Annotated in this window: 8 protein-coding genes and 1 tRNA gene; 4 read left to right on the forward strand and 5 right to left on the reverse strand. The window is 58.6% G+C overall.

The window, feature by feature from the left end; all coding sequences use genetic code 11:
• Positions 1–4: 4 nt before the first annotated feature.
• Complete coding sequence (mfd, locus tag HH303_RS05365; RefSeq protein WP_169625052.1) at positions 5–3,445, reverse strand: transcription-repair coupling factor; 3,441 nt, start codon at positions 3,443–3,445, stop codon at positions 5–7.
• 42 nt (positions 3,446–3,487) lie between these two features.
• Positions 3,488–3,796 carry an FAD assembly factor SdhE gene (locus tag HH303_RS05370; protein ID WP_169624215.1) on the reverse strand — a complete coding sequence of 103 codons (309 nt, stop codon included), beginning with the start codon at positions 3,794–3,796 and terminating at the stop codon, positions 3,488–3,490.
• 159 nt (positions 3,797–3,955) lie between these two features.
• Between HH303_RS05370 and recG the strand changes: the two genes are divergently transcribed.
• Positions 3,956–6,040, forward strand: coding sequence for an ATP-dependent DNA helicase RecG (recG, locus tag HH303_RS05375; protein ID WP_169624216.1), 2,085 nt, complete (start codon positions 3,956–3,958; stop codon positions 6,038–6,040).
• Here recG and HH303_RS05380 read toward each other — a convergent pair.
• Both HH303_RS05380 and HH303_RS05385 read right to left on the reverse strand, forming a co-directional pair.
• On the reverse strand, positions 6,037–6,750 hold the full coding sequence (locus HH303_RS05380) for a DUF502 domain-containing protein (protein WP_169624217.1): 714 nt from the start codon (positions 6,748–6,750) through the stop codon (positions 6,037–6,039). The two genes, recG and HH303_RS05380, sit on opposite strands and share 4 nt — an antisense overlap.
• Before the next feature lie 96 nt (positions 6,751–6,846).
• On the reverse strand, positions 6,847–8,526 hold the full coding sequence (locus tag HH303_RS05385; protein ID WP_169624218.1) for a sensor histidine kinase: 1,680 nt from the start codon (positions 8,524–8,526) through the stop codon (positions 6,847–6,849).
• Positions 8,527–8,693: 167 nt separating this feature from the next.
• Between HH303_RS05385 and HH303_RS05390 the strand changes: the two genes are divergently transcribed.
• From HH303_RS05390 to HH303_RS05400, 3 genes are all read left to right on the forward strand, one after another.
• On the forward strand, positions 8,694–9,392 hold the full coding sequence (locus tag HH303_RS05390) for a Crp/Fnr family transcriptional regulator (protein WP_169624219.1): 699 nt from the start codon (positions 8,694–8,696) through the stop codon (positions 9,390–9,392).
• Between the two features lie 379 nt (positions 9,393–9,771).
• Positions 9,772–9,847, forward strand: a tRNA-Lys gene (locus tag HH303_RS05395).
• Between the two features lie 308 nt (positions 9,848–10,155).
• On the forward strand, positions 10,156–11,352 hold the full coding sequence (locus HH303_RS05400; protein WP_169624220.1) for a hypothetical protein: 1,197 nt from the start codon (positions 10,156–10,158) through the stop codon (positions 11,350–11,352).
• 151 nt (positions 11,353–11,503) lie between these two features.
• Here the strand turns inward: HH303_RS05400 and HH303_RS05405 are convergent, their stop codons facing one another.
• Positions 11,504–14,149: an AAA family ATPase gene (locus HH303_RS05405; RefSeq protein ID WP_169624221.1), complete on the reverse strand. Its 2,646-nt coding sequence runs from the start codon at positions 14,147–14,149 to the stop codon at positions 11,504–11,506.
• Positions 14,150–14,204: the final 55 nt, after the last annotated feature.

The following is a 14,204-nucleotide window of genomic DNA, read 5'->3' on the forward strand; positions in this document are numbered from 1 at the left end:
CTCTCTAATTCGCAACCTTCGCCAGGGCTTCCGCGACCTTGCGAACACCGGTCAACCGGCGTTTCGGTTCGGTCCACGGCCGCATGACAACCATCTTGTGGTCGGGCCGCAGTTTCGCCGTCCCCGCCATTTTCTGGATAAAGCCGATCAGCCCCGCCGGGTTGGAGAAATCGTCGTTTCGGAAGGATATCGACGCGCCCTTCGGTCCCGCATCGATCTTGTCGATCCCGGCTTTCTTGCAGGCCTGCTTGATGGCCACGATTTCCAGCAGGTTTTCCACCTCGTCCGGCATTGGGCCGAAGCGGTCGACGATTTCCACCGCGAAAGCATCGATTTCCTTGCGGGATGTCAGGTCCGACAGGCGGCGGTACAGGCCGAGGCGAACCGAGAGATCATGGACGTATTTTTCGGGGATCAACACAGCGATCCCGACATTGATCGTCGGGGTCCAGGTTTCCTCGATCTCCTCCGCCCGGATATGGTCGCGGGCGGCGGCGACGGCCTCTTCCAGCATGCGCTGGTACAGTTCCACGCCGACTTCCTTGACGTGGCCGGACTGTTCCTCCCCGACGAGATTCCCCGCCCCGCGAATATCCAGATCGTGGCTGGCCAGCGTGAATCCGGCACCCAAGCTATCGAGCGTCTGCATGACGTCCAGGCGTTTTCGGGCCGTTTCCGTCAGGACCTTGCCCGGCGGCAGCGTCAGGTAACAATAGGCGCGCTGCTTGCCGCGTCCGATGCGTCCCCGCAACTGATACAGCTGCGCCAAACCGAACATATCCGCCCGATGAATAATCATCGTGTTCGCGTTCGGGATGTCGAGGCCGCTTTCCACGATATTCGTGGACAGCAGGATATCGTATTTCCCAGCCACGAAATCGGTCATGACGTCTTCCAACTCCTTCGCGGGCATGCGGCCATGGGCCACGGCAACGGAGGAGTTCGGGGTCAGTTCGCTGATCCGTTCGCGGACCCGGTCCAGATCGGCCAGACGCGGGCAGACATAGAATATCTGACCGCCGCGATAGCGTTCCCGGCGGATAGCCTCGCGCAAGACCACCGGATCGAACGGCAGGACGAATGTCCGCACCGCCAATCGATCGACCGGCGGGCTGGCGATGATCGACATTTCCCGTACCCCGGCCAGGGCCATCTGCAACGTGCGCGGGATCGGCGTCGCGGTCAGGGTCAGCACATGCACATTGGTGCGCAGTTGTTTCAGGCGTTCCTTCTGCTGCACGCCGAAATGCTGTTCCTCATCGACGATCAGCAGGCCCAGATTGCGGAACTTGATCGATTTGGCCAACAACGCGTGCGTGCCGACGACGATATCGACCGATCCGTCCTCGATTCCGGATTTGGTTTCTTCCGCCGCCTTGCCGGTGACGAGCCGCGACAATTGCCGGACGCGGACCGGCAGACCTTCAAACCGTTCCTTGAAGTTGCGGTAATGCTGACGCGCCAACAAGGTCGTCGGCACGACGACGGCAACCTGCTTCCCCGACAGTGCCACGAGGAAGGCCGCGCGCAGCCCGACTTCCGTCTTGCCGAACCCGACATCCCCGCAGATCAATCGGTCCATCGGCTTGCCCGACGCCAGGTCGCCGAAAACGTCCTCGATCGCCTTCATCTGATCGTCGGTTTCGGTATAGGCGAAACGGGCGCAGAATTCGTCATAGGCCCCTTCCGGCGGCACCACGGAATCACCCTTTCGCAAGGCCCGTTCCGCGGCGATTTTCATCAGCCCTTCCGCGATTTCGCGGACGCGTTCCTTCAGTTTCGCCTTACGCGCCTGCCAGGCGACGCCGCCCAGCTTATCCAGCTGAACGCCGGACTCCTCGGACCCATATCGCGACAGGACTTCCAGGTTTTCAACGGGCAGGAACAGACGATCGTCCCCGGCATAGATCAGCCGCAGGCAGTCATGGGGAGCGCCGTCGATCTTCAGCGTCTCCAATCCGTCGTATCGGCCGATACCGTGATCGACATGAACGACGAGGTCTCCGGTTTCGATCGCGGACAATTCCGCAATGAACTCCTCCCCCCGACGACGACGGCGGGCCGGACGGGCCATGCGTTCGCCCAAAATATCGGTTTCGCTGATGATCTGAACGCCGTCGATTTCGAACCCGGCATCCAGGGGCATCAGACCGATGACCGCCTTCCCCATCGGAACGGCGTCGATATCGGCCCAGGATTTCGCATCCCCCAGATCCTCGATACCGCCGTCGCGGATCAGCAATTTCAAACGTTCCCGCGCCCCTTCGCTGGACGCCGCGAACAGGGTGCGTTTTGACGGTGCCCGGGCGACACGCTGCGCCACGGCCTCGAACAGGTCCTGATCCGGCGCCTTCCGCGCGGCGGCGAAATCCGGAATCCGGCGGGCGCCCGCATCGACCCCTGCCGCGCCGTCCGGTTGCGGATATGGGTTCAACGCGTAATGCCGCGCCTGGGACAGCCGATCTTTCCACTCCGACTCCCCGAAATACAGATGGTCCGGTGGGATGGGTTTATAGGGTGGGACCGCGTCCTCTCCGGCCTTTCCGCGCCGCTTCGCGCGGATTTGTTCTTCCTCCACACGGGCGCCGTAATGATCGCGGATCGTTTCCAACCGCGCCGCAATCGCCTCGTCCGCCTGGATATCCAGGAAAATGGGGGAATCGGGCAGCCAGTCCGGCACCGTCTCCATATGGTCGTGGAACAAGGGCAGCCAATGTTCGACGCCGGGCGCTCGGCGGCCTTCGCTGACCGCCTCAAACAGGGGATCGCCGGTCGCATCGCCGCCGAACATGGCGCGATAGGCTTGCCGGAATCGGTCGATATGCGGCCGGTCCAACATGATCTCGCTGACCGGGCGCAGGACCAGTTCCACCGCATCCCCCAGGGTTCGTTGCGACATGGCGTCGAAACGGCGGATGGTTTCCAACTCGTCTCCGAAGAAATCGAGCCGAAGCGGGTCATCCTCCCCCGGCGGGAACACATCCATGATGCCGCCACGTATCGCATATTCCCCCGGCTCGCGAACCGTCGTCGCGCGGCGGTACCCGTTGCGCTCAAAAAACGCCTGGATAACGTCGACGCCGACATGCGTGCCGATTTTTGCCTCTAAGGTCGATTCGCGGAAGGATTTCGCTGGTGGAACCCGCTGCAAAACAGACGAAATCGTCGTTAGAACAATCGCTTGACCAGATATACCGGCAGCCAAACTTGACAGTGTGTCAAGGCGATGCGCGACCGATTCAGCGTTCGGAGAAACCCGATCGTAGGGCAGACAATCCCATGCCGGAAGCACATATTGACGAATATCGGGGGCAACGAAGCTCAAGCGTTCCGCAACCTGATGCATTCGGGATTCGTCCCGCATCACGATCAGCACGGGGGCGTCATGGGCCCGCGCCGCATCGGCGAAAATCAGGCTATCGGCCCCTTCCGGCGCACCGGCCATATCGACCCTGCCCGGCGCACGCGACGAAAAATCGATCACGCGTCAGTCCTCCACCGGCGCGCGGGCGCCCAAAGGATCTTCCGAAAACCGCAGGATGCGATGAAACAGGGGCGTGTCGACGATGTCCGGGATCGGCGCGTTATGGGCCAACATCGCATAAAACGCCTGATCCGGGATTTGCAGCAGCCGTTCGAATTCGTCCAGATCGGCAGCATCGAAACTTTCCAGATATCGATCGGCAAAATTGCCAAGGATGATATCCATCTCCTTGATGCCGCGATGCCATGCGCGGAACTTCAGCTTTTTGCGCCGATTGTCGAGATTCTGTTCGTTGTCGTTGCCGGCCGTCATCGTGCCTGTTCCTTTTTGGAGAGAACCGGGTTTTACCCTTCCAAAAGCCGCATCGCAAACCCGCCTCGGCTTTTGCGGTGCAATTCCTGACATTGTCTTGTACGGCACGGCAGTTAGACTGTCGGGCGATCCCGTCCACCCCTGTTTCCAACGATTGTCATGCGCCCGGAAATCCTCTTCCCGCTCTTTGCGAAGCTCGACAGCCTGAAAGGCGTCGGACCGCGTATCGCGGCGCTGATGGAAAAGGCGGCGGGGCCGCATGTCGTCGACCTGCTGTGGCACCTGCCGCGAGAGATCATCGATCGGCGCGATCGCCCGACGGTCGCCGCGGCCCTTCCCGGCAAGATCGTCACATTGACGGTGCGTGTCGGTCGCCATGAAGCCCCATCAGACAGGCGGCGGCCCTATCGTATCCACACCGCTGACGATACCGGGAATCTGATCCTGACCTACTTTCGCGGGGATCGGAAATATCTGGAACAGATCCTGCCGCCCGGCGAGACGCGAATCGTTTCCGGACGCTTGGATCTCTATAACGGGATCAAGCAGATGGCACATCCCGACCATGTGCAGCCCTTGGACAGGGCCGACGAGATCCCGGGAATCGAAGCCGTATATCCCCTGACCCAGGGCATCACGCCGAAAGTCCTGGCGAAGGCCATTCATGCCGCCCTGGATCGCGCGCCAGAAATGCCGGAATGGCTGGACGACGCCTTCCTGAAACAGCGCGAGTGGCCGACTTGGCGGCAGGCGATCACAACCGCCCATGCCCCAGAAGGGTCCGGCGACCTGTCCCCCCTGTCCCGATCGCGCCTGCGTCTCGCCTATGACGAATTACTGGCGAACCAGTTGGCGTTGACCCTGGTGCGGATGCGGGCAAAGCGTCAAGGCGGGCAGGTCATCAAGGGCGACGGCTCCCTGCGCCGCAGGGTGGAAAGCGCCCTGCCCTTCGCCCTGACCGGCAGCCAGATCACGGCGCTGTCAGAAATATACGGCGACATGGCCTCCCCACACCGGATGTTGCGCCTGCTGCAAGGCGATGTCGGCAGCGGGAAGACCGTCGTCGCGTTACTGGCCATGCTGAACGCGGTTGAAACCGGCGGACAGGCCGCCCTGATGGCGCCAACCGAAATCCTGGCGCGGCAGCATTTCGACACCATTGCCCCCCTGTTGACCCCGCTCGGCCTGAAATGCGTGGTCCTGACCGGTCGGGACAAGGGGGCGGTGCGGCGTGATGCCTTGGCGGCACTTGCGGAAGGCAGCGCGAAACTCGCCATCGGCACCCATGCCCTGTTCCAGGATGATGTCGAATTTCGTGACCTGAAGCTGGCGGTCATCGACGAACAGCACCGGTTCGGCGTGCATCAGCGCCTGACACTTGGCGCCAAAGGGGCAAAGACGGATATGCTGGTCATGACCGCGACGCCGATCCCGCGCACGCTGACCATGACGGCTTATGGTGACCTCGACTCCTCCCGCCTGACCGACAAACCGCCGGGGCGCAAGCCGATCAAGACAGTGGTGGTCGCCCATCACCGCTTGACGGAGGTCGTCGACGGTCTGACCCGGAAACTACGCGAAGGGGCGAAAATCTATTGGGTCTGTCCCCTCGTGGAGGAATCCGAGACCAACGATCTCGCCAATGCCGAAGGTCGCCATGCCGATCTGATCAAGCATTTCGGGGAAGATCGCGTCGCCCTTGTTCATGGTCGTATGAAGGGTAAGGAAAAGGACGCGGCGATGGACCGCTTCGTCAACGGACCGGGGGATATCCTGGTCGCCACGACGGTGATCGAGGTCGGCGTCAACGTCCCCGCCGCCACCGTCATGGTGATTGAACAGGCGGAACGCTTCGGACTGGCACAGTTGCACCAGTTGCGCGGTCGGATCGGACGCGGCGACGCGGAATCCACCTGCATCCTGGTCCGGTCCGAAGAGCTGACGCAGACGGCCCGCGAACGCCTGCGCACCCTGTCCGAAACCGAAGACGGTTTCGTGATCGCCGAAAAGGACCTGGAACTACGCGGCGCGGGGGAAATTCTGGGCACGAAGCAAAGCGGCCTGCCGGAATTCCGTCTCGCGGACATCGCCCTGCACGGCGAATTGATGCGGATCGCCAATGACGACGCGAAACTGGTGTTGGAACGGGACCCGGACCTGACCGGCGACCGCGGCAAGCGCCTGCGACTGCTGCTGTATCTATTCGAACGCGACGCGGCGATCGCGAATTTGAAGTCCGGTTAGGATTGCGGGCTTTTTCCGTTGCCGTTTTCCCCCACCAGATGGTCGCCCGGATGAACGATCCCGGCGGAAATGACCAGCTTCACCGCGTCTTCCACCGGCATGTCGAGGACGCGAATATCTTCCTTCGGGACGAATAGCAGGAAGCCGGAGGTCGGGTTCGGCGTCGTCGGCAGGAAAACGTTCACATGCTCCCCGCCCAGCTTCGCCTTCAATTCGCCCTGAGTATTGGCGGTGACGAAAGCGATCGCCCAGATCCCCTTGCGCGGATATTCAACCAGAACCGCCTGCCGGAACGCGTCGGACTGGTTTTGCAGCACCGTCTGAAAAATCTGCTTCGTCAGCTTGTAAAGGCTGCGGATGATCGGCATCCGGTCCAGCAAGTGCTCGCCCATGCGAACGACCCAGCGGCCCACGAGCCCGGCGGTAAAGGCGCCGATCATCGTGATCACCGTGACCAGAACGACGACCCCCAATCCGGGTAGACCGAAATCGATGCCGAGATACTGCTGGATATACGTGTCGGGATTGTAGCGGGCCGGGATCAGTGGAACGATCGTATCGTCGACATAGGATACGATCCAGACGGCCAGGGCGATCGTGATTGCGATCGGCGCGGTTACAAGAACCCCGGCGAAGAAATACGCCCTGAGCTTGCTGAAAACGCCCGAGCGGGAGGGGTGTTCTTCGTCGTCATGCGAACTGTCGTTCATTTACCGATCACGCTTTCCGGCTACGGATGCTGCATCGCACCCAAGCGCTCACTATACCGGCGTTACGACGCACCGCAATCGCGATCCGCAACGGGATTACAGATCGTAACTGACCCGGTTCGGTTTGAAGATCACGGTCGCCGTCGTCCCCTTCCCCGGGAAAGATACGATTTCAAGATCGGCATCGTGCAATTGTGCCATGTTCTGCGCCAACGGCAGCCCCAGTCCGGTCCCGGAGGAATCGCGTTCCACACCGTCGTTCAATTGCTTGAACTTGGACAGTGCGACCGGAATGTCCTGCGGCCGCATCCCGATCCCGGTATCCTTTACCTGAAGATGGAAACTGCCGTCCTCTGCCAGGAAAGCGGAAATTTCGACATGGCCGCCACGCGGCGTGAACTTGATCGCATTGGACAGAAGGTTCAGCAGGATTTGTTTCACCCGTCGTTCGTCGCACCGCAGATACGGCAATGTCTTCTGAACCTCGGTGCTGATTTCGACCCCGGCATTGCGGGCACGTTCGTGAACCAGCCGGACTGTTGAATCGATCAGGGCCGCCGGGATCACATAATCCTCGTCCAGCTCCAGATGTCCGGCCTCCGCCTTCGACAAGTCCAGAATATCGTTGATCAGCGCCAAAAGGTGACGGCCGCTTTGGCAGATATCAGACGAGTATTCGCGATACTTTTGCCAGGCATCCGGCCCGTGCAGTTGGTCTTCCAGGATTTCCGAAAAACCGATAATGGCATTCAGCGGCGTGCGCAGCTCATGGCTCATATTCGCCAAGAATTCGGATTTGGTCCGGTTCGCGAGTTCCGCCTGATCGCGGGCCCTTGCCAATTCGACCGTCCGCGCCTTCACCGCTTGCGTCACTCGACGGTTCAACAACAGCAGGGACGCGATCAACACCCCGACCAAAACAAACAAGACCGTACCGCCCAAGCGCACCATGAAGCCCAGGGATTGCTCGGACCCGGCCTGATAGGTCGGCAACATTTCCCAAATATAGCGCCATGTCGTCTGCCCATAGGTAACCGGCAAGACGAAGGTACGCACCGTATTCGCGGCCTCTTCCGGATTGCCCATGATCGACCGCCGGTTCGCGCCGGTATGGTCCTGTTCCTCCAGACGCAGGACCAAGCCGTCGGGCGCCGCCGTGCTCATCAAATTCTTGAAATAGGTGCCTATATCGAACATCGCGATGACGACCGCGTCCTCGTCATCGAACTGCACGGCAGTGATCAGGCTGGAAAGGCTGCTGCCGTTACTCTGCGCCAGGGATGAGCTCAGCACCACATCCCCCTGATTTTCCAAAGCCATTTTCGCGCAGTCCAAAAAGGGTGTCGTCTGCGCCAGGGAGGCGCCTACCTTCAAGGGCCCGGCCCCGTCTGAACTGTAGACGATGGAAAAGTCATCGACGGGTATTTCTCCGCTCGGGCGGGATCTCGTCGCCAGGGCGACAGACAGGAAACGGACGGAATCCGCATATCGGACGGATTTTTTTACCAGCGAATCGAACCGTGACCGATCCAGACTTTCCGCGGCCGACAATCTCTCGGAAATGACCTGGGTTGCGATATAGCCCTGTTTTAGGGCCAGGGTCGCGAATTCGGTCAACCGCACGGCATCGTTCCTGGCGCGGTTAATCAGCGACGCCTGCTCCTGATAGTCCAACCGGTCCGCCGCATAGAAGGTCGTCGCCAGCCCACCGACAACGATGGACAGCGCGAACAATGCCACCCAAAGCACACTGGACCCGAACCTGAACCGCTTCATACGCTCCCCGTATGCCCTACTACCGCGAAGAAACACCGAAAACTACTCATATAAAGGTAGTATTTACTAGCCTAATCCGTATTACGGCGCTTGGCGATAACCCGCTCGCCATACTCCGGTAGTTGGGATAGGGTTTCGCCGACCGTTTGGGGACAGGAGAAAATTGTATGTCAGGGGATTCGGATCGCAGTCTTGCGAGCATTTTCCTGTTCAAGGGATTGTCCGAAGACGCATTGCGGAAGATCGAGGAACGCTGTCGCTGGCGGGATTACGCCCCGCAGGAGACAATCATCGATTTCAAGGACGATTCCGAAGACGTTTATTTCATCACCAAGGGGGTCGCCCGGGTCGTGAACTACTCCGTTTCGGGCCGTGAGGTCGCCTTCGACGATCTGCGCACGGGATCGCTGTTCGGTGAACTGGCCGCGATCGACGGGGAGCCCCGCTCCGCCAATGTCGTCGCCATCGCCCCATCCACCGTCGCGACGATGAATGCCTCCACCTTCCGCAGCATGCTGGAAGAACACCCGCCGGTCGCCATTGTCCTGATGAAGCGTCTGGCGCAAATGGTCCGACTGTCCGTCGAACGAATCATGGACCTCAGCACCTTGGGCGCGAACAACCGGGTTCACGCGGAATTGCTGCGCCTTGCGAAATCGAACATCCGCGATGACGGGTCCGCCGTCATCTCCCCCGTCCCGATTCATAGCGAACTGGCCAGCCGCGTTTCGACGACCCGTGAAACCGTCGCCCGCGTCCTCAGCGACCTGACACGCAAGGGTTTGGTGAAAAAGAGTGGTAACAGTCTGATTCTATTGGATACGGAACGCCTGCAAGACATGGTCGAACAGTTCCGCGGCGATTGATCCGCCCCCTTCCTCGATGGGTGGATACCCAAAAATCGCCACATTTTCGCCGTCTCCCGTGACCGTCGTCACTGCATGATCCTCCGTGTTCGGGCACAATCCTGAACGAGAAGAGGAGATGAAGAGATGGTTCAGATTAAAACACTGCTCCTGACGGTCCCCCTCAGCCTATTGGCCCTGTTGCTGAGCGCGGGCGAGAAGTGGTTCCTGGTATCGTTCTGAGTATCGTTCTGATCGATAGAGGGGCGCGTTTCCGGAGCTCTCCGACCATCGGAAAGAAATGCTGCCGATCGTGCGCACAAATGATTGACCACCCGGTCCGGCTTGCCTATGTTCCGCCCCGTTCGCCGGGGCGGCCAATCAGTCCCCCTTTGCGCACGGGCACTTAGCTCAGTTGGTAGAGCATTCGACTTTTAATCGAACGGTCACAGGTTCGAATCCTGTAGTGCCCACCACCGCTTTCCGCTGATTCGCTTGGGATCGATTCTATGGTCCCACTGGTGGCGCTGCAAGCCCTAACGAAGGGGTTTGCGGAAAATCACGCTTATTACGCGAACATAGATCCGGATAAAAAGAGAGCCGGCAGCCCTGCCAGGCTCCGGCTCTTTTTGAAGCACCGGCAGCCCACAAGCTACTCAGCACCTCACGAAATCTCACAATTTCGAGGCTAGTGGGCTTCCGAATGCCTGTCAACGGGAAACGGCTGTTTCCCGAACGGACCTGCTTTGCCCATATGCGCACTCCGCGCCCCGGGAGGATACGGTTGTCCCACCCGGCGCTGTCCCGCATTCAACGGCTCCATGCCGCCATGGATGCACGAGAAATCAATACGCTTGTCGCCTGCCGAGAGATCGCCAGCTTGGCGAAGGAATTGCAGGAAACCGATCCAGATGCCTTCTCTCGATACGAGGCATTGGCGGCAGAAAGACGGGCCAAACAGTATCGCGACTACGAATCGCAACCGGCGAATAACGCCCCAGAGGTTCTCAAGCCGGCCGACAAGGCTGCGAAATCGGCAATCAAGCCGCTGCGCAATCTCTACTGCGACGCAGCCGAACGCCGGCGCACGAGCGCCAATGCCCGTCGCTGGTGCATCGAATCGGGGGTTTGGACGATCCGCGATCTGACCGACACGCAGTCCCGTGTCCTGGTCGAACTCCTACGCGAATGCCTCAAGGCTAAGCGCAAGGCAACGTACCTGACCCACGATCAACTCGCTGAGCGCGCCGGTTGCTCCCGCAGTTCGGTCAAAACGACGATTCGTCTGCTGGTCGAACGCAGCCTTATCTTCGTCCGTCGTGAGCGGATCTCAGCACGCAAGAACGCCCCGAACCTTTATCTTCCCTGCCGCCAGATTGTTCAGGCGCTCGGCCCTTATGTGTCGACGACGATGAGTATAGGGGGGCAAGACACCGCCCCCCTTGGTTTAAGAGATAATAAATCAATAAATCCTACAGAGAATCCTACGCCACCGGAAAAAGCCAAAAAACGTAGGACGGTTAACGGCAAGAACGATAGCGACAGGAAATCGCCCCCCAGACCTTCCTTCAACGCCGAGGATCGCGAAATCGTCATCCAAGCCATCCCGCTCCTCGACGGCAAACCGATCTCCCCCCGCATTGCCGACGGTGAGTTGCACGCCAGGATCGACATGATCCGTGCCGTACTGCTGCCCGAAATCTCAGCGGCGCAATACGGCATTGCGCTCCGAGAGAGAGGTACAGACGGCGCCATCGCGCTACTAGCGACGGCCTTGAAGGCTATGACAAGGACAACCGCCCCCATCCGCTCCCCCGTCGCCTACTTCAGAGGTACCGTGAGTTTTAGACGAACGACTTTCAATCCCGCAAAATCCCTACGCTCTACGATCGGGACCCACCTAGAATGCGCTAACAAACAAGAAATCGCGGAGATATTTGTCGAGCGAGTCCTAGCGTGGAGGGTAGACCTTCTTCACTGACACTACAGTCTTGTTTGCCAAAATCTCACGTTTTCGATGGACAAATTCTTCGGAACGGGGTCACCGGTCAAACAGGGTACTCTCGCAGTTCTGGCTTAGGATGCAGTTAACTTGCCCATGAACTGGCAATAGAATCGTCATTATCGGATTGTCACTTTTTCGATTTTTTGCCGTCGCTAATGGCCTGCTTTGTTGTTTTCACACGCTCGATCAATGCTTCAAGGTCATCAGGATCAAGCGTTCCCCCTGTGTATTCATCTGAATGTGAATGCCCGCCGATTAAACGGGATACATCACCGTGCAGGTTGCGAAGCGCTTCTGCTATCTCATCCGTCCAGAAAATTTGCCGCAGATTGTTGACGCGTATGTGCTCTTCCCATCTAACGACCGTGCCGTTGAGAAGCTCGTGAATTATCGTTTCTTCAATCGTCCTCCGTAGGGCATCCGCGCCCTTTTCAATAAGGTCAACACGCTCCTGTCCGGCTGACTTCTTGGCCTTAGCGAGGCATTCACTTGCTTTGTGGACTGAAAGGTATGATTTGTGATTGGCTGGAGAGTCATTGAGCTTCACCGCTCCCGGGTTGCCGGAATAATCACGCTCAATCCAATGAACATCGGCAGAAATCCCATCCTGCGATTTAGTAAGCTCGGTTAACATCGTCACGAAGACAATATCGTGCGAGAACACAATCACTTGCCTGATAGCTGATTCTTCCACAAGACGACGGGCAATGCGCTTTTTACGCATGTGATCAAGTGACGTTACAGGATCATCAAAGATGATAGCGGCACTTGCGGGGTTTAAGTTTACTTCAGTCAGGAAGTCGGCAAGGGCTAAGGCGCGCTGCTCCCCTTCGCTGAATATATCTTCCGGCTTGTGCCCACCCTGCACCTTTAATCCGCGAAGCGTCTTACCTGCGCTTCCGCGTGCCTTAAACTCAATGGGGAGCGCACATTCAAGTTTGGCGCATTCTTCTTCCAGTCGGGCTTTGTAGGCACCCTCGATCAGGGTCTGGAAAAGACCTTTCTGCTTTTCGGTTACAAAGCGCGGATTAGGCTTGGCCTTTCCGGCCATTTCTATCCACGCAAGACCCTCAACAAACGCGGCAACATCCTCGATATTTTTACCGAGAACCTGACGCTGCCGAAGGGTGATGTGCTCGGATTTGAGATTAGCAAGCATTTCGTCGAATTTGCCGTCTTTGAGCGCCGTTTCCTGTGCATGTATTTCGGCAACCGAATTGGCGATTTCGGCATCGGGCAAGGTCAAATTTCCGGCGGGTAGATGATCCGCCTGCCCGGCATCAAGCGCCCCAACAAGCACTTCTCGGCGCGCGGCAAAGGTTGCCGATACCCCGTCAAATGTCGCGACAAGATCGGGATTGATTTTTGCGAGTTCCGATCGGGCACGGCTATCGGCAGGCAACAATGTAAGCTTGAGCGCCCGAAGCTCATTTAGGTAGGCATTAATTTTCTCGTCGGCGGATACCGCCGCCTTGCGAGCATCAGCGTCCAGATACCCCCACATACGTTTTATAAGCGTGGCGCTCGGTTCGTCTAAGGGGCGATGACACAAAAGACATGGGTCGCCTTCCGCTGGGTAAGTGTCGCTCTCGGCCTGACCGAGCGTGCGGCTGGCCTCTACAAAGGCATCCCACTCATCGGTTCCGGTTTTCGTGAGGTTTGGGTGCGATACAGTTTCGGCACCAACCTTGATCGCCCCCGCCGTAGCCGCTCGGTGCTCGCCTAGCATCGTGCGTGCCTTAACACTGGCCTCGTCACCCAAGCTCCCACAAATTTCGTCCATTTTCTTTTGCAAGGCAGCGATATCCACCTTGGCCGTCGCGAGCGCCTTTAAGGTCTCAACAGGGGACTTTGCGAGAAGCTCCTTTTCCTGGCGGGCAACCTCATCAAGTCGCTCTTGCTCGGCTTGACCAAAGACCGAAAGCGTCCGGAGCGCCGCAATGTCACTTTTGGAGGTGAGCTTGGCCAGTTGATCGGCAATCGGGCCAGAGTCGGCAAAGAGTTGATCGAATTTGTTTGGCTTGGTTCGCGAGGCGATATCGGCATCCAGCTTTTCAATGATAAGCCCGACAACCCGCATCAACTCATCAAACACATCAAACCCAGCGGGCTGAAAGCCGAGTTCGCTCTCTTTTGCCAAGTGGACACGGGCAACCGACGAGTCAAAAACGCTGATGCGCTGAAGGTCGGAATCCTCATCGCCGACGGTAAAAGCGATGGCCTCACTCTTGCCAGTTCCCTTTTCAATCAAAAACTCCGCCGTCGCGGGCGTGTCCGGCGCTTTATTATCATAGATATTATGAATGATTGTCGGATCGGATCGGCTGAAACATGCCGATGACAGCATTCGGGCAAAGCCACTTTTCCCAGCCCCGTTGTGCCCATAAACAACAGTGAGCCCTGCGCCAAATGTCAAAGACGAGGTTTCTGGGATAGCGTTGACGTTTTTAAGGGCCCGCATTTCTTGGAGGACAAGCGAGCTCACGCCTGCAACTGCTGCACGACCGGTGACAGAAGCAGGGATATCGGGCAATTCCTCATCGCCCGCATCGAGTTTGTTGTCCCGTTGAAAGAGCCGATAAGCCTCATTCACCCGCTCGTCAGTGAGCGTCCCGTCACGCACCGCATGGGAGACTATGAACCGCTGCCAGCTTGCTAGAGTCAGCCCCCAATCGTTTAACTCATCCCAGATCGTCTTAGTAGTAGCGGGCGCTTCCACAAAAAATTCACCAAGCGCCTCAGCTAAACCTTCAATATATATTTCATCGGCCATGGAACGTGCCCCACACTGATCTTCTTTGTGGAGGTTAACACAACCTTAAGCGGAT

The organism is Pacificispira spongiicola (genome assembly GCF_012926505.1).
Lineage (GTDB): Bacteria > Pseudomonadota > Alphaproteobacteria > UBA8366 > Aestuariispiraceae > Pacificispira > Pacificispira spongiicola.